The organism is Micromonospora sp. NPDC127501 (assembly GCF_040302185.1).
GTDB lineage: Bacteria > Actinomycetota > Actinomycetes > Mycobacteriales > Micromonosporaceae > Micromonospora.
This window is the reverse complement of record NZ_JBEORJ010000005.1, coordinates 341,066-365,822: the sequence shown is the minus strand read 5'-3', so window position 1 is coordinate 365,822 and position 24,757 is coordinate 341,066. Positions and strand designations below refer to the sequence as shown.

General features: G+C 71.5%; 24 protein-coding genes. 11 read left to right on the top strand and 13 right to left on the bottom strand.

From position 1 onward, the window contains the following. Window positions 1-24: 24 nt before the first annotated feature. The 3 genes from ABTW72_RS14405 to ABTW72_RS14395 all read right to left on the bottom strand — a co-directional run bounded on the left by ABTW72_RS14405 (window position 25) and on the right by ABTW72_RS14395 (window position 2,916). The gene (locus ABTW72_RS14405) at window positions 25-444 is read right to left on the bottom strand and encodes an Asp23/Gls24 family envelope stress response protein (RefSeq protein ID WP_112584058.1); all 420 of its coding nucleotides are present in this window, start codon (window positions 442-444) and stop codon (window positions 25-27) included. Between the two features lie 215 nt (window positions 445-659). Then, on the bottom strand, window positions 660-1,661 hold the full coding sequence (gene meaB, locus ABTW72_RS14400; protein ID WP_350858574.1) for a methylmalonyl Co-A mutase-associated GTPase MeaB: 1,002 nt from the start codon (window positions 1,659-1,661) through the stop codon (window positions 660-662). A 55-nt stretch (window positions 1,662-1,716) separates the two neighbouring features. Continuing rightward, window positions 1,717-2,916, bottom strand: a complete 1,200-nt coding sequence (locus ABTW72_RS14395; protein ID WP_091405811.1) for an acetyl-CoA C-acetyltransferase — start codon at window positions 2,914-2,916, stop codon at window positions 1,717-1,719. Between the two features lie 61 nt (window positions 2,917-2,977). Here ABTW72_RS14395 and mce point away from each other — a divergent pair, with 61 nt between their 5' ends. The 4 genes from mce to ABTW72_RS14375 all read left to right on the top strand — a co-directional run bounded on the left by mce (window position 2,978) and on the right by ABTW72_RS14375 (window position 9,049). Further along, window positions 2,978-3,454, top strand: coding sequence for a methylmalonyl-CoA epimerase (gene mce / locus ABTW72_RS14390; protein WP_112621592.1), 477 nt, complete (start codon window positions 2,978-2,980; stop codon window positions 3,452-3,454). A gap of 345 nt (window positions 3,455-3,799) precedes the next feature. Beyond that, entirely contained in the window at window positions 3,800-5,155 is a 1,356-nt protein-coding gene (gene ccrA, locus ABTW72_RS14385) for a crotonyl-CoA carboxylase/reductase (RefSeq protein ID WP_350858926.1), read from the top strand. 360 nt (window positions 5,156-5,515) lie between these two features. After that, window positions 5,516-6,781 carry a DivIVA domain-containing protein gene (locus ABTW72_RS14380; protein ID WP_091405818.1) on the top strand — a complete coding sequence of 422 codons (1,266 nt, stop codon included), beginning with the start codon at window positions 5,516-5,518 and terminating at the stop codon, window positions 6,779-6,781. A gap of 177 nt (window positions 6,782-6,958) precedes the next feature. After that, the gene (locus ABTW72_RS14375) at window positions 6,959-9,049 is read left to right on the top strand and encodes a coiled-coil domain-containing protein (RefSeq protein ID WP_350858569.1); all 2,091 of its coding nucleotides are present in this window, start codon (window positions 6,959-6,961) and stop codon (window positions 9,047-9,049) included. A 72-nt stretch (window positions 9,050-9,121) separates the two neighbouring features. Here the strand turns inward: ABTW72_RS14375 and ABTW72_RS14370 are convergent, their stop codons facing one another. Next, a complete protein-coding gene (locus tag ABTW72_RS14370; RefSeq protein ID WP_350858567.1) occupies window positions 9,122-10,096 on the bottom strand; it encodes a hypothetical protein in 975 nt (324 codons plus the stop codon). 133 nt (window positions 10,097-10,229) lie between these two features. On the opposite strand from ABTW72_RS14370, the gene ABTW72_RS14365 reads away from it, so the two are divergent. The 3 genes from ABTW72_RS14365 (at window position 10,230) to ABTW72_RS14355 (ending at window position 11,875) form a co-directional block, all read left to right on the top strand. After that, on the top strand, window positions 10,230-10,445 hold the full coding sequence (locus tag ABTW72_RS14365; RefSeq protein ID WP_502892199.1) for a Scr1 family TA system antitoxin-like transcriptional regulator: 216 nt from the start codon (window positions 10,230-10,232) through the stop codon (window positions 10,443-10,445). Then, entirely contained in the window at window positions 10,442-10,630 is a 189-nt protein-coding gene (locus ABTW72_RS14360) for a DUF397 domain-containing protein (RefSeq protein WP_350858564.1), read from the top strand. Before ABTW72_RS14365 ends, ABTW72_RS14360 begins: the two co-directional genes overlap by 4 nt. A gap of 144 nt (window positions 10,631-10,774) precedes the next feature. Then, window positions 10,775-11,875 carry an AI-2E family transporter gene (locus ABTW72_RS14355; RefSeq protein ID WP_112675988.1) on the top strand — a complete coding sequence of 367 codons (1,101 nt, stop codon included), beginning with the start codon at window positions 10,775-10,777 and terminating at the stop codon, window positions 11,873-11,875. A 42-nt stretch (window positions 11,876-11,917) separates the two neighbouring features. On the opposite strand, the gene ABTW72_RS14350 is transcribed toward ABTW72_RS14355, so the two are convergent. The 7 genes from ABTW72_RS14350 to ABTW72_RS14320 form a co-directional block, all read right to left on the bottom strand. Then, window positions 11,918-12,727: an alpha/beta hydrolase gene (locus tag ABTW72_RS14350; RefSeq protein ID WP_112621600.1), complete on the bottom strand. Its 810-nt coding sequence runs from the start codon at window positions 12,725-12,727 to the stop codon at window positions 11,918-11,920. A 66-nt stretch (window positions 12,728-12,793) separates the two neighbouring features. Next, window positions 12,794-13,117: an Rv1322 family protein gene (locus ABTW72_RS14345; RefSeq protein WP_350858561.1), complete on the bottom strand. Its 324-nt coding sequence runs from the start codon at window positions 13,115-13,117 to the stop codon at window positions 12,794-12,796. A 43-nt stretch (window positions 13,118-13,160) separates the two neighbouring features. Continuing rightward, on the bottom strand, window positions 13,161-14,204 hold the full coding sequence (locus tag ABTW72_RS14340; RefSeq protein WP_350858559.1) for a hypothetical protein: 1,044 nt from the start codon (window positions 14,202-14,204) through the stop codon (window positions 13,161-13,163). After that, complete coding sequence (locus ABTW72_RS14335) at window positions 14,201-14,695, bottom strand: SigE family RNA polymerase sigma factor (protein WP_350858556.1); 495 nt, start codon at window positions 14,693-14,695, stop codon at window positions 14,201-14,203. Before ABTW72_RS14335 ends, ABTW72_RS14340 begins: the two co-directional genes overlap by 4 nt. 40 nt (window positions 14,696-14,735) lie before the next feature. Further along, complete coding sequence (locus ABTW72_RS14330; RefSeq protein WP_350858553.1) at window positions 14,736-16,526, bottom strand: 3-hydroxyacyl-CoA dehydrogenase family protein; 1,791 nt, start codon at window positions 16,524-16,526, stop codon at window positions 14,736-14,738. 126 nt (window positions 16,527-16,652) lie between these two features. Continuing rightward, window positions 16,653-17,723, bottom strand: coding sequence for an alpha/beta hydrolase (locus ABTW72_RS14325; RefSeq protein ID WP_502892198.1), 1,071 nt, complete (start codon window positions 17,721-17,723; stop codon window positions 16,653-16,655). A gap of 77 nt (window positions 17,724-17,800) precedes the next feature. Further along, window positions 17,801-18,166, bottom strand: a complete 366-nt coding sequence (locus ABTW72_RS14320; protein ID WP_350858547.1) for an FHA domain-containing protein — start codon at window positions 18,164-18,166, stop codon at window positions 17,801-17,803. 308 nt (window positions 18,167-18,474) lie between these two features. On the opposite strand from ABTW72_RS14320, the gene ABTW72_RS14315 reads away from it, so the two are divergent. Both ABTW72_RS14315 and ABTW72_RS14310 read left to right on the top strand, forming a co-directional pair. Continuing rightward, entirely contained in the window at window positions 18,475-19,971 is a 1,497-nt protein-coding gene (locus ABTW72_RS14315) for an aldehyde dehydrogenase family protein (protein WP_350858544.1), read from the top strand. 80 nt (window positions 19,972-20,051) lie between these two features. Beyond that, entirely contained in the window at window positions 20,052-20,708 is a 657-nt protein-coding gene (locus ABTW72_RS14310) for a methyltransferase domain-containing protein (protein ID WP_350858541.1), read from the top strand. An 8-nt stretch (window positions 20,709-20,716) separates the two neighbouring features. On the opposite strand, the gene nucS is transcribed toward ABTW72_RS14310, so the two are convergent. After that, entirely contained in the window at window positions 20,717-21,376 is a 660-nt protein-coding gene (gene nucS, locus ABTW72_RS14305; protein WP_112584054.1) for an endonuclease NucS, read from the bottom strand. Window positions 21,377-21,447: 71 nt separating this feature from the next. Here nucS and ABTW72_RS14300 point away from each other — a divergent pair, with 71 nt between their 5' ends. Both ABTW72_RS14300 and ABTW72_RS14295 read left to right on the top strand, forming a co-directional pair. Beyond that, on the top strand, window positions 21,448-22,065 hold the full coding sequence (locus tag ABTW72_RS14300) for a DUF4126 domain-containing protein (protein WP_124857624.1): 618 nt from the start codon (window positions 21,448-21,450) through the stop codon (window positions 22,063-22,065). A gap of 171 nt (window positions 22,066-22,236) precedes the next feature. Then, a complete protein-coding gene (locus ABTW72_RS14295; protein WP_196919484.1) occupies window positions 22,237-22,533 on the top strand; it encodes a DUF1540 domain-containing protein in 297 nt (98 codons plus the stop codon). A gap of 68 nt (window positions 22,534-22,601) precedes the next feature. Here the strand turns inward: ABTW72_RS14295 and ABTW72_RS14290 are convergent, their stop codons facing one another. After that, window positions 22,602-24,608 carry an ethylmalonyl-CoA mutase gene (locus ABTW72_RS14290; protein ID WP_350858536.1) on the bottom strand — a complete coding sequence of 669 codons (2,007 nt, stop codon included), beginning with the start codon at window positions 24,606-24,608 and terminating at the stop codon, window positions 22,602-22,604. Between the last annotated feature and the right edge of the window lie 149 nt (window positions 24,609-24,757).

Sequence of the window (24,757 nt, the reverse complement as noted above, 5' to 3'; positions counted from 1 at the left end):
GTCAGGCCGTCGGACGGCTACGCCTCAGGCTCCGGCTGCCGCCCCCGGCTGGTTCAGCTCGATGTCGTCCACAGTGACGTTGACCTGGGTGACCGTCAGGCCGTACTTCTCCACCGCCTCGATCACCGCGGCCCGCACCGCCTCGGTCACGTCGGCCACGACATGCCCGGCGTCGATCACCAGGACCACGTTGATGACGGCCGAGCTGCCCTTCACGTCGGCCGACACGCCCCGCCGGGCGTCGCCCACCTCGTCCAGGCCGATCTTGTCCAGCACGCTGTTGAAGAACCGGGAGACATCACCGCCGAGATCGGCGACACCGGGCACGGCACGAGCGGCCGTACCGGCGATCTTCTCCACGACCTCGTCGGAAACCGACGTGACACCCCGGGCCGCGCCCGTCGCGGGCTGCACTGCGCCGGCGTTCTCCACCGCGTCCGTCATGATCACATCTCCCCTGGTCCCGGTGCACTGTGGACCGACCGGCTCGTCAGCCCGCTCCGCGGAAGCCCGCTTGCGGCCACGCGCGGCGAGCCTACTAAAACCAGAGCGACCTTCGCTTGCGGGCGGGCGGCGCGTACGAGCGACGGCGTCGGTCCGCACCGGACAGTGCCGATCGGGTTCCTCCGGGTGGACGTGCCGGCCGGCGGTTCGCCGGGTCAGCGCGCGAGCTGGGCGAGCAACTCGTCCGCCGCCGTGTACGGGTCGGTCGCGCCCTCGGCAACCTTGGTGGCGAGCGTGGCCAGCTCCGTACCGTCGCGCAGTGAGCCGATCCGGGCGCGGAGGGTGCCGAGCGCGATCGCCTCGATCTCGGCCGCGGCCCGCGCCTCCTGGCGGCGGCGCAGCTCGCCGTGCTCGACCAGCCAGCCCCGGTGCTTGTCGATGGCGGCGGCGATCTCGTCGATGCCCTCGCCCCGCGCGGCGACCGACCGGACCACCTGGGGCCGCCACTGCCCCGGCCCGCGCTCACCGAGCGCGATCATGCCCTGGATGTCACGGACGGTGGCGTCGACGCCGTCCCGGTCCGCCTTGTTGACCACGAACACGTCGGCGATCTCCAGGATGCCGGCCTTGACCGCCTGGATCGCGTCGCCCATACCGGGTGCCAGCAGCACCAGCGTCGTGTCGGCGAGCGAGGCGACCTCCACCTCGGCCTGCCCGACGCCGACCGTCTCGACCAGCACCACGTCGCAGCCGGCGCCCTCCAGCACCCGGACGGCCTGCGGCGTGGCCGCGGCCAGCCCGCCGAGGTGCCCCCGGCTGGACATCGACCGGATGTAGACGCCCGGATCGGTGGCGTGGTCCTGCATCCGCACCCGGTCACCGAGGATCGCTCCGCCGGTGAACGGGCTGGACGGGTCGACCGCCAGCACGCCCACCCGGTGCCCGCGCGCCCGCAGCGCGCGGACCAGCTCGTTCGTGGTGGTCGACTTGCCCACCCCGGGTGAACCGGTCAGCCCGACCACCTGGGCCTGCCCGGCGTACGGTGCCAGCGTCGCGGCGATCTCCGGCAACAGCGCGTCACCGTTCTCCACCAACGTGATCAGGCGAGCCACCGCGCGGGGGTCGCCCGCGCGGGCCCGCTCGACCAGCAGCGGTACGTCCCGACTGCGGCGCACCGACGTGGTGCCCGCTGCCGGGACGTGCTCAGCCTCGCTCACTGTGCCATCTTTGTTCGCGACTGCGGGGCTCGCACAACCCGCTCACTCCTCGCGCTCACTGGCTGGTCTCGGCCTTGCCTGGCACGTGGATGATCAGCGCGTCGCCCTGGCCACCGCCGCCACACAGCGCGGCCGCGCCGGTGCCACCGCCGCGCCGCTTCAGCTCCAGGGCGAGGGTGAGTACGAGACGCGCGCCGGACATGCCGATCGGGTGCCCCAGCGCGATGGCGCCGCCGTTGACGTTGACCTTGTCCGGGCTGATCCCGAGGTCCCGGGTGGACTGGACACCCACCTGCGCGAACGCCTCGTTGATCTCGATGAGGTCCAGGTCCGCAACGCTCAGGCCACCCTTCTTCAGGGCGTGGTTGATGGCGTTGGAGGGCTGCGAGTGCAGGGAGTTGTCCGGGCCCGCGACGTTGCCGTGCGCACCGATCTCGGCCAACCAGGTCAGCCCCAGCTCCTTCGCCTTGGCCTTGCTCATCACGAGCACCGCGGCGGCGCCGTCGGAGATCGGCGACGAGCTGCCGGCGGTGATGGTGCCGTCCTTGGCGAAGGCCGGGCGCAGCTTGGCCAGCGACTCGACGGTGGTGTCCGGGCGGATGCCCTCGTCCTCGGTGATCACCAGCGGGTCACCCTTGCGCTGCGGGATGACCACCGGGGCGATCTCGTCGGCGAAGTGGCCGTTCTTCTGCGCGGCGGCGGCCCGCTGGTGGCTGGCGGCGGCGAAGGCGTCCTGCTCCGCGCGGGAGATGCCGTGCCGGGCACCGAGCCGCTCGGTCGACTCGCCCATCGAGCAGCAGTCCCAGGCGTCGCTGAGCCCGTCGTGTGCCATGTGGTCCTTGACCACCACGTCGCCGTACTTGTAGCCGGTGCGCTGGCCCATCAGCAGGTGCGGGGCGTTGGTCATCGACTCCATGCCGCCGGCCACCACGATGTCGAACTCGCCGGCGCGGATCAGCTGGTCGGCCAGGGCGATCGCGTCCAGGCCGGAGAGGCAGACCTTGTTGATGGTCAGCGCCGGCACGGACATCGGCACGCCGGCCTCGACCGCCGCCTGCCGAGCCGGGATCTGACCGGTGCCGGCCTGCAGCACCTGCCCCATGATCACGTACTGGACCTGGTCCGGGCTGACGCCGGCACGCTCCAGCGCCGCCTTGATGGCGATCCCGCCGAGCTTCGTGGCCGGGAGGTCCTTGAGGTTGCCCAGCAGCCGGCCCATCGGGGTCCGCGCGCCACTGACGATCACCGAAGCCATGCCTGCCTCCGAGGGGGTGCCGAGCTGTACGCCTTAACGATTGTTCGGCCAGACTAGCGCCATGGCAGAGAACTCCCCCGTCGAGCCCGGTGCGGACTACGTCACAGACATCGGGCTTCGCAAGATTGACCACGTCGGGATCGCCGTGGCCGACCTGGACGCCGCGATCGACTTCTACCAGCGGACGTTCGGGATGCGCTGCGTACACGTGGAGACCAACACCGAGCAGGGCGTTCGGGAAGCGATGCTGGCCGTCGGGCCGACCACCGAGGGTGGCTGCGTGCAACTGCTCGCCCCGCTCACCCCGGAGTCGACGATCGCGAAGTTCCTGGACCGCAACGGGCCGGGCGTGCAGCAGGTCGCGTACACCGTGGTGGACATCGACGCGGCCTGCGCGGCGCTCCGTGAGCGCGGCATGCGCCTGCTCTACGACGCTCCGAGGCGTGGGACTGCGGACAGCCGGATCAACTTCGTCCACCCTAAGGACGCCGGTGGCGTCCTCGTCGAACTGGTCCAACCCGCCCCCACCCCGCACTGACCGCCCGGCGCTCCCCGCGCCACCCCTTGTTGATCAGGAGGTTTGCGTCATCCCCCGCCGCACGGATGACCGGAAGCTCTTGATCAACAGGGGGTGGGGGCCTGCTGGAGGCTCGGGGCGCGCACGTCAGTGCGCGGTTGGCGGGGTGGTTGGACACCTTCACGCATCGGCGGATGCAGTTTTTCACAGAGGACTTCCCGGCCTAGCTACCGTTCAGTAACGTCCGGCCCCACAGGAGCGCGACCGGTGCCGGATGTGTCGAATGCCGACATGGCGGTCGTGCCCACCGGCGCCGACGATGGCAGCACCCGGGCCCGTGCGGGTGCGGACGAACCGGAGGTCACCGTGCAGGACATCCTCGAAGCGATCATGGCGGCGGAGGAATCGAACGATCCGGACCGCGAGCTCGCCGGCGTCGCCGGGCTGCCCGTACCGGAGAGCTACCGCGGCGTGGTGGTCCGCGCCGAGGAGACCCGGATGTTCGACGGCATGGCCACCCGGGACAAGGACCCGCGCAAGGCGCTGCACGTGCAGGAGGTGCCCACACCCGAACTGGCGCCGGGCGAGGCCCTGATCGCGGTGATGGCGAGTGCGATCAACTACAACACGGTGTGGACCAGCATCTTCGAGCCGGTGTCCACCTTCAAGTTCCTCCAGCGCTACGGCCGGGTCTCCGAGCTGACCCGCCGGCACGACCTGCCGTACCACGTGGTCGGCTCGGACGCGGCGGGCGTGGTGCTGCGCACCGGCCCCGGGGTGACCCGCTGGGCGCCCGGCGACGAGGTGGTCGCGCACTGCCTCTCCGTCGAACTGGAGGACGCCGCCGGGCACGACGACACCATGCTCGACCCGCAACAGCGGATCTGGGGCTTCGAGACCAACTTCGGCGGGCTGGCCGAGCTGGCGGTGGTCAAGGCCAACCAGCTGATGCCCAAGCCGCGGCACCTGAGCTGGGAGGAGGCGGCCAGCCCCGGGCTGGTCAACTCCACCGCGTACCGGCAGCTCGTCTCGCACCACGGCGCCAACATGAAGCAGGGCGACGTCGTGCTGATCTGGGGCGCGTCCGGCGGCCTCGGCGGGTACGCCACCCAGATGGCGCTCAACGGCGGTGCGATTCCGGTCTGCGTGGTGTCCTCGCCGGAGAAGGCCGAGCTGTGCCGCAAGATGGGCGCGGAACTGGTCATCGACCGGGCCGCGGAGGGCTTCCGCTTCTGGAAGGACGAGGAGACCCAGGACCCGGACGAGTGGCGGCGCTTCGGCGAACGGATTCGCGAGCTGACCGGCGGCGAGGACCCGGACATCGTGTTCGAGCACCCGGGCCGGGAGACGTTCGGCGCCAGCGTCTACGTGGCCCGGCGCGGTGGGACCATCGTCACCTGCGCCTCCACCAGCGGTTTCCTGCACCAGTACGACAACCGCTACCTGTGGATGCACCTCAAGCGGATCGTGGGCAGCCACTTCGCCAACTACCACGAGGCGTGGCAGGCCAATCGCCTGGTCGCGCTCGGCAAGGTGCACCCGACGGTGTCCCGCACCTACCCCCTGGAGCAGACCGGCCAGGCCGCATACGAGGTGCACCGCAACGCCCACCAGGGCAAGGTCGGCGTGCGCTGCCTCGCACCCACCGACGGGCTGGGCGTCCGTGACGGGGAGTTGCGGGCCCGGCACGAGGACGCGATCAACCGGTTCCGGGGTCAGTGACCGGCACCGCCGGCCAGGGGTCACCGACCGGCACCGCCGGCCCTCGGAGGCACCGACCGGCGTCCGGGGCGCCGAGGCTGGTCCCGGCCGGACGGTGGAACGCCGGATGACCATTGCGCTGATCGCTCATTGTTCTTCCGCCCCCATTAGCGGATAAGCCACCCGGATCGAACAAAGGGCCTCGGGGTTACCCCGGGGCCCTTTTCCGCGTCACGCTGCGTGGCGTCCGACCCGCCGGGACCTGCCAAGATCGCCGATTGGTCCAACCTGGCCGATCGCGGGAGTTGACCATGTAAAGAGGGCACGAAAGCTGCGCACCGCTCTTGCGAAGCACCCTGGGGCGTCTGCCAGTATGTCCCAATGCCCCAGCAGCAGTCCTCCCCTCTCGCGTTCTTCGATAACGCGAACTCGCAGCCAGATTTCACCGTTGGCCTGCGCGGATACAACACCCATCAGGTCGACGACTTCCTCGGCCGGATGACCGCCGCGCTGACCCAGTCCGAGCAGGCCCGTGCCGAGGCCGAGCAGCGGATGAACGACGCCCAGCGTCGGCTCCGCCAGGCCGAGCAGCGCATGAGTGCGCTGGAGCAGAAGCTCACCGACACGAACAAGCAGCTCGAAGAGAACAGCCGACCCACCCTCTCCGGGCTCGGCACGCGCGTTGAGCAGATCCTCCGGCTCGCCGAGGAGCAGGCCAACGACCACCGCAACGAGGCCAAGCGCGAGTCGGAAGGCATCCTCTCCGCCGCCCGCCTCGAGGCCCGCGAGATCACCGACAAGGCCCGCGCCGAGGCCGCCGCCATGAAGGCGAGCGCCGAGCGCGAGGCGGGCAACCTGCGTACGGCCGCCGAGCGCGAGGCCGCCGAGGTCCGGGTGCAGGCACGCCGCGAGGCCGACACGCTGCGCGCCGACGCCGACCGGGAGACCAAGCAGCTGCGTACGGTCACCGCGCACGAGGTGGCCGAGCTGAAGTCGACCGTCGAGCGGGAGGTCGCGACCCTGCGGGCCACCGCCGAGCGGGAGATCACCCAGCAGCGGGCGAAGGCCGCCCGCGAGGCTGAGGAGAAGCGCGCCGAGGCGACCAAGCTGCTCACCGATGCGCGGGACAAGCGCGACAAGGACCTGCAGGCCCTGGAGCTCCAGCTGGCCGAGCGACGGGAGAAGGCCGAGCGCGAGGAGTCCGAGCGGCATGCCGCCCAGGTCGCGCAGACCCAGAAGATGGTCAGCGAGGCCGAGCAGCGTGCCCGGGCCGCGCAGGAGCGGGCCAAGGAGATCGAGCAGCGCGCCGAGGCGCGGCGGGTCGAGTCGGAGCGCAACGCCGCCGAGACTGTCGACAAGGCCAAGGCCCACTCGGAGAAGACCCTCAACGAGGCGAAGGCCGAGTCGCAGCGCCTGCTCACCGAGGCCCGCACCGAGGCGGAGCTGACCACGCAGGCCGCCCGCCGCGAGGTCGAGGACCTCACCCGGCAGAAGGACGCTGTCACGTCGCAGCTGGGTCAGATGCTCTCCGGCCTCGCCGGCATCGTTCCGGGAATGCCGGCGCAGGCCGCTCCGGCTGCCAAGCCGGAAGCAGCAAAGAAGACCGATGGCGGTCAGGAGCGGGTGCCCGCGGAGACCGCCGGCTGACGCGAGGCGTCAGGTCGGGGCATCGACGGCGCGAGGTGACACCGGGTAACCGGTGCCACCTCGCGCCGTATGCGTTTCCTAACCCCTGGTATTCGCTGACCGCAACGGAGTGAAGTAGCTCCCACAAGGCCCGTCCGTATCGCCCCAGCAGGGCCCGTTGCGTGTGAGGATGGGGGCATGTCGCACGGCGAGGAACTGTTCGCTCTCGGCGGGGACGTGACGACGGAGCCCAGCTTCGAGTCCGCTCTGCGGGGGTACGAGAAGAAACAGGTCGACCGTTATGTCGCACGTGCTGAGCACGAGATCGCGACCCTCGCCTCCGAACGGGAACAGGCGTACACACAGATCCACAAGCTCGCCGGCCAGGTCGAGGTTCTCCAGCGCGACCTGACCCAGGTGCGCAAGCAGATGAACGTGGTCGACCGGGCGTCGTTCCGGCATCTCGGCCCGCGGGTCGAGTCGATCCTCACCCTCGCCGAGGAGCAGGCCGAGCAGATCCTCGCCGACGCGAACGGGGAGATCGAGGCCCGTCGTGCCGCGGCCGAGCACATCATTGAGGAGGCCCGCGAGCAGGCCGCGCGGGCTCTGAAGGACTTCGAGATCGCCCTCGCCGCCCGACGCGCGGAGGAGGAGCGGCACAGCGCCGCCCAGCGAGCCGAGGCGGACGCGGCCCTGCGGTCGGCCAAGGACGAGTCGGCGCAGTTGCGCAAGGCCGCGCAGGACGCTCTGGCGAAGGCCCAGCAGGAGGCCACCCAGCTGCGGGATTCCGCCAAGGAGATCCACACCCGGGCCCAGCAGGAGGCCACCAAGCTGCGCGAGACGGCCCGCGAGACGCTGGCCAACGCCCGGCAGGAGGCCAGCGATCTGCGCGATGCCGCCAAGGAGGTGCACGCCAAGGCGCTCCAGGAGGCCAAGCGGCTCACCGACACCGCGACCGAGGCCGGTCGGGCCACCCACGCCAAGGCGCAGCAGGAGGCCAAGCAGATCATCGACGACGCGTCGATGGCCGGTCGGGCGACCCGCGCCAAGGCGCAGCAGGAGGCCGAGCGGCTGACGACGCAGGCCACCGAGGCGGCGAAGCGCAGCCGGGCCGAGACCGAGGCGTACGTGCAGCGGATGCGCACCGAGACCGAGGCGTACGTGCAGCACACCCGGGCGCAGACCCAGCAGGAGCTGGGCGCGTGGCGGGCCGGGGTGGAGCAGGAGGTCAACTCCCGCCGGGAGGCGGCCGACCGGGAGTTGGCGCAGCGACGGTCGGCGGCCGAGCAGGAGTTCGCCAAGCGCCGCGACGAGCTGGACAAGCAACACGCGGCGCGCCAGCAGGAGGTGGAGGCCGGGCTCGCCAGCCGTCAGCAGGAGCTGGAGGACGGGTTCACCACCCGTCGGGACGAGCTGGAAACCGAATACTCCACCCGGAAGAACGAGCTGGAGACCGAGTACACGGCTCGCAAGAACGAGATCGAGCAGGGCGCGGCCAGCGTCCTTCAGGCGGCCGAACAGGACGCGGCGGCGCTGCGCCAGCGGTCCGAGGCGGAGGCCGCCGAGCTGCTCAGCCGGGCCGAGGCCGAGGCCAGCGACAAACGCCGCAAGGCCGACGAGCATGTCGCGGCGTCCCGGCGGCAGTTCGAGGAGTACGCGGCCACCACGCAGCAGCACCTGGCCACCACTCAGCAGCACCTGGCGGCGACCCAGCAGGAGTCGGCGGCTGGCCGTCAGCAGTTGGCCCAGGTGATGTTGGAGATCGCCCAGGCCCAGCAGCAGTTGGCGGATCTGCGGCAGGAGACCTGGAAGGCGCGGCAGGAGTCCGACGAGCTCCAGCGTCAGATGTCCGAGCTGCGGTTGCAGAGTGTCGCCGGTCCGATCGACGGCCCGACCGCGCCGGCCGGAGACGCCGACGCGAGCGCAGCCGTGCCCGGTGGTGGGGACGACGGCGTGAGCGTTGCCGCCGGCCCGGCCTCGGGGTCGGGTACGGGCACCGGGCTGAAGACGGAGCCCGCCGACACCAGGCAGCCGGTGAACGCCGGCGCGGAGGAGTCCGGGCAGTCCACGACGCGGCCGGTGGCCGAGCCGGTGACCACCGTGGATGGTGGGACGGCGAGCGCCGGGGTGGACGGGGAGCCGACCGTGGCCGCCGTTCCGGGCGAGGGTGGCCGGGGTGCCAAGCCCACCAAGATCACCAGCACCGGTGAGAACGGCAAGCGCCCGACAAAGCCGACCACCGACGAGCGCAGCGCCAAGCCCAGCAAGGTCACCATCGAGAAGGAGTGACGGGCACCCGCCCGCCGAAGCTTCGAAATCCTGGGCACTTTCCGTCAGCGGTTGACGGAAAGTGCCCAGGATTCATTTCTGCGTCGAGTGGCGCAGGGGCGGGGTGGGGGTCCAGCCGGCTGCGATGAGAGCGCGGCGGACGGTGTCCGCGACCTCGTCCGGGCGGGCGCGGACCAGCCAGGCCGGGAAGCGCAGAATCCGGTCGCCGCTGGTCCAGACGTCGTTCTGCCGACGCATGTCCGCCGCCCACTGCTTGGCGTCCATGTGGTGCGCGCCGTCGATCTCCACCTGCACCCGCCACTCCCGCCAGTACGCGTCCAGCCAACGGTCCCGGCCGGCCGCGTCGACCCGGTGTTCCTGCAGGTCCGGGACGGGCAGCCGGTGCCGGCGGCACAGCCGCAGGAAGTCGATCTCGGAAAGCGCCTGTGCGCCGCCCGCGATGTCGCTGACGGTCTGCCCGATCAGCCGCCGACGAGGGGCCCGAGGGAGGACGTCGAGCACCGCCTGCAACTCCTCGGGCAGCACCCGGCGTTGCTGGCAACCGGCGGCCAGCACCGACTGCGCCTCGTCCACGCCGGCCGCCCAGCCCGCCGCGTCCACCAGGGCCCGCGCCGTCGTGGTACGCGGCGGCCGGGCACGTTGGAGATGGGCCTCGGGGAGGACCGTCGTGCGGTGGACCAGGACGGCGGGCATGTCGATCGGAAGTCGACGCAGGGTGGCCCGCGCGCCACGGCGGACCGCCGGCACCAGCACGTGCAGCGGCTCGCGTCGCAGTCCCCGTACCCCGGCTTCGGCGGCGGCGGACACCCCGGCCAGCACCGCCCCCGGCCCGGCCGCCAGCACCGCCACCCAGAGCTGTTGGTCGCGGGTGAGACGGCCGTTGCCGGCCAGCAGGATCCCGCGGCAGATCGACCGCCACCGACCGGAGCGAATCCGGCCCCGCACCCGCCCCTCGCTGAGCAACCCGGCGATCTGCGCGGTCGTCAGCACCCCCGCCTGCTCGAACGCGAGCCAGTCGAGTGCGTCGGCGTCATCGGCGGGCAGCATCGGGACAGCTTTCGCCGTTGCGCGCCGCCCCACCACCAGATCTTGGACAGTTTCCGTTAGGCCGTAACGGAAACTGTCCAAGATCTGCACGATTCGGCGGAGCCTCGGCGACGTTCGGGCCGGCCGTGGGGCCGTGTATCCCACAACCGGAGACCTTTCCGGGCCGTTCAATCTGGCCCGAGGCGCCGACGGTGGTTGGGTGGGGCACATGGAGCATCAGATTGACGGTCTCGTGGTCGATGGCGACCATGAGGTGGCTACGCTGCTGGCGCGCTGGGAGATGATCACAAACGGTGCGTTGTCCCGCCGCCAGTCGATCGAGCTGATGAAGGAAGTTGTGACCTCATGAACCTGACCGGCGCGCTCTGGCGCACCTCCACCCGCAGCGGCAACGGAGAGTGTGTCGAGGTGGCGGACAACCTGCCCGGGGTCGTGGGATTGCGGGACAGCAAGGATCCGGCCGGGCCGGTGCTGGTGTTCGCGCCCGCCGCGTGGCGGGCGTTCGTGGCCGTCTCCCGTCGCCCGACGGCCTGAGCCGGGAGGTCAGTGGTGCCGCAGCACGACCCGTCCGGCGACGAGCCGGACGTGACCCCCGGTCCCCCGTCAGCGGAAACACCACCACCAGCGGAGACGCCACCACCAGCGGAAACCCTGCGGCCGGCGGAGACGCCACCCCCGGTGCCGGTCCCCGCCCCGGGGGTCGACCCGGAGGAGCCGCCTGCGGTCCCGTCCGGAAAGTTCGGCACACCGGGCCGACCACTGCGCCGCAGCAGCTTCCTGCTCGGCTTCACCGGTGCGCTGGGCGTGCTGCTGGCGTACACCCTCTATCTGGGGATTCGCAATGCCGGCGGCATCCTCGTGCTGGTGGTGATCGCGCTCTTCCTCGCGGTCGGCCTCAATCCGGCGGTGGTCCGCCTGGGCCGCTGGGGTGTGCCGCACGGCCTGGCGGTGGCGGCGGTGGCCCTCACGGTGGTGCTGCTGCTCTGCGGCGGCATCGTGGCGCTGGTCCCGCCGATCGTCACCCAGTCGGGGCAGTTCATCGATCAGATCCCGAGCCTGCTCGACGAGTTGCGCCGCAATCCGACGGTCAACGACCTGGTGGAGCGGTACGACGTGGTGGAGCGGGTGCAGGGCGCGGCCAACGCGGAGACGGTCGGACGGGCGCTCGGCGGGGTGCTGGGCGGCGCACAACTGATCTTCGGCACGGTGTTCCGGACGCTGACCGTGCTGGTGCTGACCATCTACTTCCTGGCCTACTTCGACAAGCTCCGCTCGCTGGGCTACTCGTTGGTGCCCCGGTCGCGGCGGCAGCGGGTGCAGCTGATCGGTGACGAGATACTGGCCAAGGTTGGCGCCTACATGGTCGGCGCGCTGAGCATCGCGGTGCTGGCCGGCGCGACCACCTTCGTCTTCGCGCTGATCGTCGACCTGCCGTACCCGTTCGCGCTGGCCGTGGTGGTAGCGGTGACCGACCTGATCCCACAGATCGGCGCCACCCTGGGCGCCGTGATCGTGAGTCTGGTCGGCTTCGCCGCCGACCTGCCCACCGGCATCGCCTGTGCGGTCTTCTTCCTCATCTACCAGCAGGTGGAGAACTACCTCATCTATCCGAAGGTGATGCGGCGTTCGGTGGAGGTCAACGAGGTGGCCGCCCTGCTGGCCGCGCTGCTCGGGGTGGCGCTGCTGGGCGTGGTGGGCGCCCTGATCGCCATCCCCACGGTGGCCGCGCTGCAACTGATCCTGCGCGAGGTGGTGCTGCCCCGCCAGGAGCGCCGCTGAGCGTCACCCCGCCGGACCGGCGGCCAGGCCGGCACGAGCGGGTCAGTCGGCCTTGGTGGCGGCCGGGCCGGGGACGGGGGTGTCGGCGAAGGCGGCCACCGTCCGGTCGGCGTACGCGCTGACGTCGCCGGCCTCCATCGGGCCGTCCCAGGTTGTCGGCAGCGGCACCTCGACGGCTGGGTTGACCCGCCGGACGATCTCGTCGAGCACCGTCTCCGCGTCGCCCACCCACAGGTGCTTGGCACCCGGCACCCCGACCACCTCGGCCTGCGGCACGGCGGCGAACCGCTCCCGCGCCTCGGCGGGACGCAGATAGTCGTCGAACTCCGGCACCAGCGCCACCAGCGGCCGACCCGAATTGGCCCAGGTGGCCAGGTCCTCGGGGGCGGAGAAGCGCAGCGGCGGGGAGAGCAGGATCGCCCCGGCGATCGCCGGGTCGCAGCCGTACTTCAGCGCCAGGTCGGTGCCGAACGACCAGCCGACGAGCCAGATGTTGGGCAGCTCGGCGAACTCCGCGTACTCGATGGCGGCGGCCACGTCGTACCGCTCGCCCACCGCGCCGTCGAAGGCTCCCTCGCTGGTGCCGCGCACGCTGCTGGTGCCCCGGGTGTTGAACCGCAGCACCGCCAGGTCGGCCAGCGCGGGCAGCCGCCAGGCCGCCTTGCGGAACACGTGGCTGTCCATCATTCCGCCGTGGGTCGGTAGCGGGTGCAGGCAGACCAGGGTGGCCACCGGCGGCCGGTCGGCCGGCAGGGCCAGCTCACCGACCAGCCGGAGACCGTCGGCGGTGTGCAGCTCGATGTCCTCCCGGCGGCCGGGCAGGATCGACGACGCGCGGATCGCTGTGCTCACCGCCCAAGTCTGTCGCGAAGTCGCCGCCGCCGCCCGCCCAGGCACGAACAGGGTGACCCAGGTCGCTCAGTAACGCGGGGAGCCCCGGCCACGCTGCACCGCCGGGCCGCGCCGGTCCCGGGCCCGCCAGCAGCCGCTGTGCCAGTGCCGCCGGTCGGTCAGGTCACCCAGGCCGTCCGCCGGCCAGGCCACCAGGTGCGCCACCCCGGGCCGGATCTCCTGGTCACAGCCGGGGCAGCGGTACGTCTTGACCGACGCGCCCGCGCCGATGCCGCGTACCTGCCAGGCACCGTCGGTCCACTGCTGCACCGAGGCGACGCCCTGCCGGACCCGATCGGCGTCCAGGTTGGCGTTCTCGTCCCGGCGAGGGCGATTGCGACGGGGGCTCACAGTCACCAAGCGTACGTCCGGCGGGTGCGGCCGCCCGGGGCGGTCACCAGGTCGCGGGCCGGTCCAGGTGCTCGGCGACCTGCGCCCCGCCGAGCACGGTGGTCGCGTCGTCCTCGGTGAACCCCTCGTTCGGGCGGCCCCAATCGGCGGTGAGACGAGCCTGCGGGATGCCCAGCAGCTCCATCTGCCCGCCCTGCGGGTGGCGGTAGGCCGGCCGACCCGCCACCGTCGCGTTGGGTTTCGTGCGTTCACCAGCGGTGTCGCGCGCGTACTGGAGCCGCACCTCCATCGAGCGGAACCCGCTCCCGTCGACGACCAGCGAGACGTCCAGCGTGGCCGGGAAGTTGGTCACGGTGACCTCGCAGCCGGCCGGCCACGCCCCGGACGGCAACACGGTCAGCCGCACCGGGGAGCTGCACCGGTGCGCCACATCCAGCCGGAGGGCGCTCCGGGCCGCTTGCAGCGCCGCGTCGGTGGGTGCCACGGTGCGCAGGCGGGCGAAGAGGCCGGGCGCCGGCTGCCACCGCAGCACCCAGGTCGGTACAGCGCCGCCCATGGAGAACCGATCCAGCTGGCCGTCGTAGGGCGGGTCCGCTGGTTGCGGGATATACCTGGCCCCCTCCAGGTGAACCTCCTCGGCCACGGCTGCGCTGCGGGCGAGGTGGAAACTGACCGGAGCGGAGCCACCCAGATCAAGCTGGGCGCTCTCCAGGCCGGCGGCCGATCGCCAGCTCAGGTAGCGAGCGCGGGCCGGGTCGACGCCGAAGTGCAGCAGACCGGGGTCCTTTCCGACCAGGTCGGGTCGGGCGAGTGCGCCCGGTACCCCGGGGGCCGCCGCCGGCGTGGCCGCCTGGGCTGCCGGTTTCGCCCCCGTCCACGGCACCTGCACGGGCAGCCCACCGCCGCCCGCCACCCCGAGGCCGAGCACCGCCGCCACGCCGAGCGCCGTTCCGCCCACCGCGGCCCGTCGCCGCGTCCGCCGGGCCCGGCCCCGGGCCACCGCCCCGCCGGTCAGCTGGCCGATATCGACCTGGCCCTCGGCGCGCTCCCGCAGGGTTGAGATGATCCGCTGGTCGAGGTCTGTCACGGTCGGCTCCCGTTGGCGGCCGGGGCACCGCAGCGCTCCCGAAGGTTGGCGAGCGCCCGCATCGCGTGGGTGCGGACGGTGACCGGCGAGCAGTCCAGGATCTGCGCGATGGTCGCGTCGTCGAGGTCTTCGTAGTAGCGCAGCACCAGGACCGCCCGCTGGCGGTCGGGCAGGCCGAGGATCAGCCGCCACATCTCGTCCCGGTCCGCCGCTTCGCCGCCGAGGTCGCCGCGGTGCGGCCGGTCCGCGAACGTGTCGACGGCCAGTTCGCGGTTCGACCGGCGGCGCCACCAGGAGATGTTGGCGTTGACCAGCATCCGGCGCACGTACACGTCGGGCCGGTCCGCCCGGGAGATCCTGCGCCACTGCACGTACGCCCGGGACAGCACCTCCTGGGTGAGGTCCTCGGCCCGGTGCTCGTCACCGGTGAGCAGCCGGGCCAGCCGAACGAGGGCCGGGCCGCGGCTGCCGACGTACTCCTCGAAGGTCACACCATGCAGACGCCGCCGGAGCCGCGCAGCGTTGACCCGGTCAGCGGTGCGAGTGGTCGCGGAAGCCGCGGCGGGTCTTGCGGCCCAGGTAGCCGGCGGTGACCAGGTGCTCCAGCAGCGGCGCGGGCGCGAAGCCCGGCTCGCGCAGTTCCAGGTACAGCTCGCGCTGGATGGCCAGGGAGACGTCCAGCCCGACCACGTCGAGCAGCTCGAACGGGCCCATCGGGTAGCCGCAGCCCAACTTCATGGCGTGGTCGATGTCGTCGGCCGTCGAGTAGCTGGCCTCCAGCATCTTCACCGCGTCGTTCAGGTACGGGAAGAGCAGCGCGTTGACGATGAAGCCGGACCGGTCGCCGCAGACCACACCGGTCTTGCCGAGCGCGGCGCAGACGGCGCGGGCGGTGGCGGTGGCCTCCGGGGAGGTGCGGATGGTGCGGACGACCTCGACCAGGGGCATGACCGGCGCCGGGTTGAAGAAGTGCAGCCCCACCACGTCGGCCGGCCGCTGGGTGGCCATCGCCACGTCGATCACCGGCAGCGACGAGGTGGTGGTGGCCAGCACCACGCCCGGCTTGCAGATCTCGTCGAGACTGGCGAAGAGAGCCTTCTTGACGCTCAACTCCTCGACGACCGCCTCGACCACCAGGTCGACGTCGGCGAGATGGTCGAGCGTGGCGGACCAGCTGATCCGGCCCAGGGCGGCGTCCCGGTCGGCCTCGGCGAGCTTGCCGCGCACCACGCCCTTGTTCAGCGAGGTCTTCACCGCCTCGCAGACCTTCGCGGACTTCTCCATGCCGCGGGTCACCGAGACGACCTCGTAGCCGGCCTTCGCGAAGACCTCGATGATCCCGGTGGCCATCGTTCCGGAGCCGACCACGCCGACCTTCGCGATGGCGCGCGCGCCGTCGGCGAGCGCGGCGTCCGTGGCCAGCGGCGTCGCCTCATCCGGTACGACCACCGGGGAGCCGGGCCGCTCGTAGGTGTAGAAGCCCCGGCCCGACTTCCGGCCGAGCAGCCCTGCCGTCACCATCTGCTTGAGCAGCGGCACCGGGGCGTGGCGGCGGTCCCGCCCGCCGCGCCGGTACATGGTGTCCAGGATCTCGTACGCGGTGTCCAGGCCGATCAGGTCCATCAACGCCAGCGGGCCCATCGGCAGGCCGCAGCCGAGCTTCATGGCGGCGTCGATGTCCTCCCGGGTCGCGTAGTGCGACTCGAACATCCCGACCGCGTGGTTGAGATAGCCGAAGAGCAGCGCGTTGGCGATGAAGCCGGCCCGGTCGTTGATGGTGACGTCGACCTTGCCGAGCCGGGCGCAGAGCGCCTCCACGTCGGCGACCACCTCGGGTGCGGTGACGACAGTGCGGACCACCTCGACCAGCTTCATCACCGGGGCCGGGTTGAAGAAGTGGATGCCGATCACCTGGTTGGGTCGGCTGGTGGCGACGGAGATCTCGGTGACGCTCAACGACGAGGTGTTGGTGGCGAGGATCGTCTCCGGTCGGCAGACCCGGTCCAGCTCCGCGAAGATCCGCTGCTTGAGGTCAAGGTGCTCGGGCACCGCCTCGATGACCAGGTCGACGGAGTGCAGCGCGTCCAGCCCGACCGCGAAGTGCACCCGCTCGTGCAGCGCGTCGCGGTCCGCCTCGGCGAGCTTGCCCTTGGCGACCGCCCGGTCGGTGGAGCCCTTCAGGGTGGCCCGGCCGCGTTCCAGCGCCGGCGCGGAGATTTCCACGGCCACCACGTCGATGCCGTTGCGGGCGAAGACCTCGACGATGCCGGCACCCATGGTGCCCAGCCCCACCACACCCACGGTGCTGAACTCGCGCGCCACGACCGGCCTCCCCAGAGACTCCGCACGGCCACTGAACGGCCGCTAAGGTTATGCGCGCGAGTCTGCCACGTGACGGTGAGTTGTCGAGACGCCGTGGCATATTTCACCCACGGCCCAGCGGCACCGCTACCCGGCCGACAGGCTGGTCAGGGCCAACAACTCCGCGACGAACTCCGCCGGGCGTTCCAGGTGCGGGCTGTGCCCGCAACCGGGCAGCACCACCTCGTGGTACGCGCCGCCGGCCGCCGCGTACCGGTCGAGCACCGCCCGGGTCTGGCCGACCATCGGCTGCGGTGGGCAGGCGTCCGCGCCGGGCCAGCCGGGCACGAGATCCAGTGAACCCAGGTACGCCAGGTCGAAGAGCGAGGTGTCCGAGACGATGACGTCGACGTCTCCGCGTACCCAGGTGACCGGCGGTTTTTCGGCGACGGCCACCAGCTCGTCGGCGAGCCGGAACCAGGTCGGCGCGAGCGCGTTGAGCACCCCTCGCTCCCCCGGCGCGGTGCCCGGCCAGTTCTCCGACGGCACCGCCGTGCCCGGGTAGTTGTCGTCGCCGGTGGCGGTGGAGAGCACGGTGTCCAGCAGCAGTTCCTCGTCCTCGACCAGAGCGGCGGGGTCGGCCACATAGGTGGCTCGCAGCACGGCGCGCGGGCTGGCCGGCGCGTCCGTGCTCCGGTCACCGGCCGCGAGGCGGGCGACGAAGTCCGGGTTCGCCGTGCCGGCGCCGGTGCCGGCGAAGTCGGGGGTGGTCGGCGTGCCGGTCAGGTCGCGGGTGCCGCCGAAGCCGTACGGGGAGACCGGTGCGGCGAGCAGCAACGCCCCCACCCGGTGCGGATGGTCGACCAGCAGGCGCATCGCCACCCCGCCGCCGAGGGAGTGCCCGACCACCACCGGGCGCGCGTCGGCGTCGAAGAGCGTCGGGTCGTCCAGCAGGGCGGCCACGTCGTCGGCGAAGTCCCGCAGGCCCCGGGTGGCGTCCACCGGGGCGGTCGCAGAGTCGCCGTACCCCCGCAGGTCGGGGGCGACCACCCGCAGCGTCGGGGGCAGACGGCGGACCAGCGGCTCCCAGAACAGCGCGGACGAGCAGTTGCCGTGGATCAGCAGCACCGGTGTGCCGTCCGGCGGGCCGGCCACCCGTACCGCCTGGGTGATGCCGTTCGCCGTCACGGTCCGCTGCTCGGTCTCCATCCGCGGCATGGTGCCACGGGTGTACCCGCCGGTCCAGGTGTCGGACCGCCACCCAACAAAGCTGCCAGGTGTGGCCGGCCGCCAGATCAGCGACGCGAGCCCGGTGGTGCGGCCAGCGGCAGCGGCAGCGTCGGTCGGACGTCGCGCCGGGACGGGCCGAAGCTGAGCCCCACCGGGTCGGTGAGCGCCACCCCGGGGTCGAACAGGCGCAGTTCGGTACGGCCCAGCCGGATCACGTCACCGTCGGAGAGTCGTTCCACCTCGGTGATCCGTTTGTCGTTGAGCCAGGTGCCGTTGGTGGAGCCCAGGTCCCGCAGGGACGGGCCCTCCGGCGCCAACCACACCTCGGCGTGGCGACGGCTCAGGTGTGGGTCGTTGATGACCACCTGACCGGTCGGCGCTCGGCCGATCACCTGTATTTCGGCTCGCATGCGAAAGCTCGCGCCGCGCATCGGTCCACCCGCGACCGTCAACAGCGGCATCAGTTCCGGATGTTCCTCCATGGACAGTCAGCCCTCCACCCCACACCGTCACTCCGCGCGTCAGCTTGCCATCAGACGGTAGTCGTCAATACCGACCGGCCGGTCAGCCTCTCGTCACCTCCCGGCCACCTGCCGTTCGACGATTCGGGCGGGCCGCATCCTTCACCAACGCCCTGACCTGCACTGATCAACGATCGGCCGGGTTGGTGCGACGCCGGTCCCCCGGCCCCGAATCGGCGACCCTACCGGTGAGTAATCCTCGGGTCTAGACTTCCGCCATGACGGCAGTGCATATCCCGGGCGTTCCGGTCATCGACGCGGGCCAGTTGGTCTCCACCAGCCCGGCGACCGGCGCTGAGGCCGGTCGCCTCCCGATCGCCACCGACGCCGACGTGCGGCAGGCCGTCGACAGCGCCCGCACCGCCGGCGAGTGGTGGGCGGGTCTCGGTTTCACCGGCCGCCGCCAGCGGATGCTGCGGTGGCGTGCCCTGCTCGCCAGGCGCATCGAGCAGTTGGCCGAGTTGGTGCACGTCGAGGGCGGGAAGCCGACCGCCGACGCCATCGTCGAGATCGTCACCGCGATCGAGCACATCGACTGGGCCGCCCGCAATGCCGGCCGCGTGCTCGGTCCACGCCGGGTGCGGTCCCGGCTCATCCTCGCCGAGTTCTCCGGGCACCTCGAATACCAGCCGCACGGGGTGGTCGGCGTGATCGGGCCGTGGAACTATCCGGTCTTCACGCCGATCGGCTCCGCCGCGTACGCCCTCGCCGCCGGCAACGCCGTGGTGCTCAAGCCGAGCGAGTACACGCCCGCCGTCGGCCAGTGGCTGGTGGACAGCTTCGCCGAGGTGGTGCCCGAGCAGCCGGTCTTCACCGCCGTGCACGGGTTGGGCGACGTGGGCGCGGCGCTGTGCCGCTCCGGCGTCGACAAGCTGGCTTTCACCGGCTCCACCGCCACCGCCCGGAAGGTGATGGCCGCCTGCGCCGAGACGCTGACGCCGGTGCTCATCGAGGGCGGCGGCAAGGACGCCATGATCGTGGACAGCGACGCCGACCTGGACGCGGCCGCCGAGGCGTGTGTCTGGGGCGGCATGACCAACGCCGGCCAGACCTGCATCGGCATCGAGCGGGTGTACGCGGTCGACGCCGTCTTCGACGCCTTCGTCGACAAGGTGGTGACCCGCGCCGGTCGGCTGACGGTCGGGCCGGAGGGCACCGACATCGGCCCGATCACCATGCCCAAGCAGATCGACGTGATCCGCCGGCACATCGACGCCGCGATCACGTCCGGCGGGCGCGCCGTGCTCGGCGGCCCGAGCGCCGTGCAGCCGCCGTACGTCCACCCCACCGTGCTGGTGGACGTACCGGAGGAGTCGGCCGCCGTCCGCGAGGAGACCTTCGGCCCCACGCTGACCATCAGCCGGGTCCGCGACGCCGACGAGGCCGTCACCCGCGCCAACGCCCTGTCGTACGGCCTCGGGGGTTCGGTCTTCGGCCGGCGCCGGGCGGTGGCCACCGCCCGGCGACTGCGCTCCGGGATGGCGTCGATCAACTCCACGCTGACCTTCGCCGGCATGTCCACCCTGCCGTTCGGCGGTGTGGGCGACTCCGGCTTCGGGCGGATCCACGGGGAGGACGGCCTGCGTGAGTTCGGTCGGGCCAAGGCGATCACCCGACGTCGTGCCCGGTCGCTGCTGCCGTCGATGACCTTCGAGCGCACCCCGGCCGACGTGGCCCGACTCGTCAAGGCCATCAAGGTCATGTACGGGAGGTAAGTGTCGGATAACCGATCATCAACAAGGATCGGTGTATCCACATGTTTATACGCTGTGGTCACGGCGGTACATTGCGTTAAATGGGCCCCAATCGATTGCGTTACCGCCTTGTCGACAGTGACCAGTCGTGGAGCGCCCGACGGCGTCGGCACCGCTCGGACTGGCTGGCGCGCACCTTTCCCGACATCGGCGACATGCACGTGGTCGATCTCGGTGGTCGGCTCGGCACCTGGCACCGCTCCACCGTCCGACCGGCCCGGGTGACGGTCGTCAACCTGGAGCAGCCGCCCACCGTCGTCCCGGAATGGGCCCACGTCGAGCAGGCCGACGCCTGCGACCTGCCCCCGCACCTGACCAAGGGCAGCTACGACCTGGTCTTCTCGAACTCGGTGCTGGAGCATGTGGGCGGGCACGAACGCCGGATCCGCTTCGCCGCCGCCGCCCGCTCACTGGCCGACCGGCACTGGGTGCAGACGCCCTACCGCTACTTCCCCATCGAGCCACACTGGATCGCGCCCGGCATGCAGTTCCTGCCGGTACGACTGCGCACCGCGTTCGCCCGACGCTGGCCGTTGGGGCACAAGCCGACCCGCAGCCACGACGCCGCCATCCACCAGGTGCTCTGGACCGAGTTGTTGGACCGCTCGCAGATGCGCCACTACTTCCCCGACTCGACCATGCTGGTGGAGCGGGTGTTCGGTCTGCCGAAGTCACTGATCGCGGTGCGCACCGGGTAGGACGCCGCTCAGAAGAGGGTCAGCTCGTCCTTCACGATGCCGCGCAGCTTGTCGTAGTCCACGACCACACACCGGATGCCCCGGTCGGTGGCGAGCACCCGGGCCTGCGGCTTGATCTCCTGGGCGGCGAAGACCCCGACGACGGGGCTGAGCAGCGGGTCACGGTTCATCAGCTCGAGATAACGGGTCAACTGCTCCACCCCGTCGATGTCGCCACGCCGCTTGACCTCGACGGCGACCGAGCCCGAGTTGGCGTCCCGGCACAGCAGGTCGACCGGGCCGATGGCCGTCATGTACTCGCGGCGGACCAGCGTGAACCCCTCACCCAGGGCACCCGGGTTGGCGGCCAGCAACTCCTGCAGGTGCGCCTCCACCCCGTCCTTGCGCAGGCCCGGATCCACACCCAGCTCGTACGAGGTGTCCTGGAAGATCTCCTCCAGGGTGATCCGCAGCTCCTCGCCGGCCTTGTTGACGACCCGCCACACACCGGGGGCCTCCTCCAACCGACACGGCGGGCTCATCCAGTTCAACGGCTTGTACGCCCGGTCGTCGGCATGAATGGACACCGACCCGTCCGCCTTCACCATCAGCAACCGGGTGGCCAGCGGCAGGTGAGCCGAGAGCCGTCCGACATAGTCCACCGAGCACTTCGCAATGACCAACCGCACCCGACGAGGGTAGCCGAGCACCCCCCGGTCGCCAGCGAGCGGCACTGGCGCGTCGATGCGATGCTGAGACCGTGTTCGAAGTCCTCACCGGCACCGGTCTCGCCGCCTCGGCGGGGCTGAACGCCTACATACCCCTGCTCATCCTCGGCCTGCTCGGCCGTTACACCGACCTGATCGACCTGCCCAGCGGCTGGACCTGGCTCGGCAACGGCTGGGTCATCGCCATCATGGCCGTGCTGCTCGCCGTGGAGATGGTGGCGGACAAGGTGCCCGTGGTCGACCACATCAACGACGTGGTGCAGACCGTGGTCCGACCCACCGCCGGTGGCCTGGCCTTCGGCGCCGGCTCCTCGTCGGAGACGGTGACGGTCAGCGACCCCGGGAGCTTCTTCTCGTCCCACCAGTGGGTGCCGGTCGTCACCGGCGTACTGCTGGCATTGGGCGTGCACCTGCTCAAGTCCGCGGCCCGTCCGGTGATCAACGCGACCACCGCCGGAATCGGCGCCCCGGTCGCCAGCACCGCCGAGGACGCCACCAGCGTGGTGGTCTCGCTGGTGGCGATCATCCTGCCGGTGCTGGTGCTCGTCGCCCTGGTCGGCCTGGCGTTCTTCACCTTCTGGTTCTTCCGTCGTCGATCGGAACGACGCCGCGAACGGGAGGCCGCCCGCGCCGCCGGCTTCCGCGTCTGACGCGTGATCGACTCGGGTTCCTGGAGACCGGGCCATCCCCCGCAGCGGGACACCCCGCGTTCCGGAAACCCGAGTCGATCACGCTGGGCGGCGGATCGGCGGCACGCCATACCGGGGTTCCACGGGCCGACAAAAGCCTAGGATCGGGGCAAGAACCTAGAGGAGGTCGGCATGACCGCAGCGTTGGAGATGCCCCGAGTCCAGGAGTGTGTGGTCGCCGCGTGCGCGTACAACCAGTCGGGTGACTGCCACGCCTTCGCGATCACCATCGGCAGCATGGATCACGCCCACTGCCACACCTTCGTCGAATCGCCCGTCCGCGGCGGCGTGGAGAGCCTGATCGCGCAGGTGGGCGCCTGCCAGCGCTCCGACTGCCGGCACAACGAGCAGTTGGAGTGCCATGCCGCGTCGATCAGGGTCGGCCCGGACAACGACATGGCCGACTGCATGACCTACGCCGGCCGCTGACCAGCCAACCACGGCGCTGACCTGCCGGCCGCTGACCCACGCCGGCCGGCGACCTGCCCCAACAGCGTTCAGGGCAGGTCGTTGGCGTGACGGATGACCGTCACCAGGTCGTCGATGATGCCGGTGAGGGCGAAGTCCTTCGGGGTGAAGACCCGGGCGACACCGGCCGCCCGGAGGGTGTCCGCGTCACTGGCCGGGATGATGCCGCCCACCACGACCGGCAGGTCCGGCCGTCCGGCGGCGCGCAGTCCGTCCAGCACGGCGGGCACGGCGGCCAGGTGCGACCCGGAGAGCACGGAGAGCCCGACCAGGTCGACGTCCTCCTCGACGGCGGCGGCGACGATCTGCCCCGCGGTCAACCGGATGCCCTGGTAGACGACCTCGAAGCCGGCGTCGCGGGCGCGTACGGCGATCTGCTCCGCGCCGTTGGAGTGCCCGTCCAGGCCGGGTTTGCCGACCAGCAGGCGCAGCCGGCCGCTGCCCAGCTCCCGCGCGGTGGCGGTGACCCGCTCGCGGACCGCCACGAGGCCCGGCTCTCCACCGCCGCCGGTGGCACCGGCCAGGCCGGTCGGCGCCCGGTACTCGCCGAAGACCTGGCGCAGCGCGCCGGCCCACTCGCCGGTGGTCACCCCGGCCCGCACGCACTCCAGGGTGGCCGGCATCAGGTTGGTGGTGGTCGCGGCGTCCGCGCGCAGCCGGGCCAGCGCCGCGTCGACGACGGCCGCGTCCCGGTCGGCCCGCCACCGGCGTACGCCGTCCACGGCGGCCGCCTCGACCGCGGGATCGACCTGCTCGACGGCGCCCGCGCCGGCGGCGGTCAGCGGCGAGGGTTCGGTCTCGGTGTACCGGTTGACCCCGACCACCACGTCGGCACCGGACTCCATCCGCCGACGGCGCTCGGCCAGCGACGCGACCAACGCGCTCTTGAGGTAGCCGGTCTCCACGGCGGCGACGACGCCGCCCAGCTCCAGCACCTTGTCCAGCTCGACCCGCGCCCCGGTGACGACCTCGTCGACCAGCGCGGTCATCACGTGCGAGCCGGCGAAGAGGTCGGGATATTCGAGCAGATCCGACTCGTACGCCAGGACCTGCTGCATCCGCAGCGACCACTGCTGGTCCCACGGGCGGGGCAGGCCGAGCGCCTCGTTCCAGGCGGGCAGTTGGACCGCGCGGGCCCGGGCGTCACGGGACATCGTCACGCCGAGCATCTCCAGCACGATGCGCTGGATGTTGTTCTCCGGCTGCGCTTCGGTGAGGCCGAGCGAGTTGACCTGCACCCCGTAGCGGAACCGCCGTTGTCTGGCGTCGGTCACCCCGTACCGGTCCCGGGTGATCTCGTCCCAGAGCACGCCGAACGCGCGCATCTTGGCGATCTCCTCGACGAAGCGCACCCCGGCGTTGACGAAGAATGAGATCCGCTGGACCACGTCGCCCATCCGCTCGGCCGGCACCTGGCCGGAGTCACGGACCGCGTCGAGCACGGCGACCGCGGTGGCCAGCGCGAAGCCGACCTCCTGCACGGGCGTGGCGCCGGCCTCCTGGAGGTGGTACGAGCAGATGTTGACCGGGTTCCACCGGGGCATCTCGCGCAGCGTGTACGCCACCACGTCGGCGGTGAGCCGCAGCGACGCCGCCGGCGGAAAGATGTAGGTACCCCGGGACAGGTACTCCTTGATGATGTCGTTCTGGGTGGTGCCGGCGCAGCGGGCCAGGTCGGCGCCCTGCTCCAGCCCGACGGTGCCGTACAGGGCGAGCAGCCACATCGCCGGGGCGTTGATGGTCATCGAGGTGTTCGTGTCGGCGAGCGGGAGGCCGTCGAAGAGCGCCCGCATGTCGCCGAGGTGGGCCACCGGCACGCCGACCCGCCCGACCTCGCCGGAGGCGAGTTCGTGGTCCGGGTCGTACCCGGTCTGGGTGGGCAGGTCGAAGGCGACCGACAGGCCGGTCTGCCCCTTCGCCAGGTTGCGGCGGAAGAGGGCGTTGGTCGCGGCGGCCGACGAGTGGCCGGCGTAGGTGCGCATCACCCACGGGCGGTCCCGCTCGGGCAGTCGCCCCGGGAATGCCGTCTCATCCATGGCCGGAGTCTAAGTTACCGTTCAGTAAAAGGAGCTGTGGAAAACCACACAGGTCCATGTCGGGGACGTCCGGGTGGCAAGCGCCCGCAGTGGCGTGGACCGCCACACCCCGGGCACCACCTCGCCCAGGCCAGGACGCACACTGGACG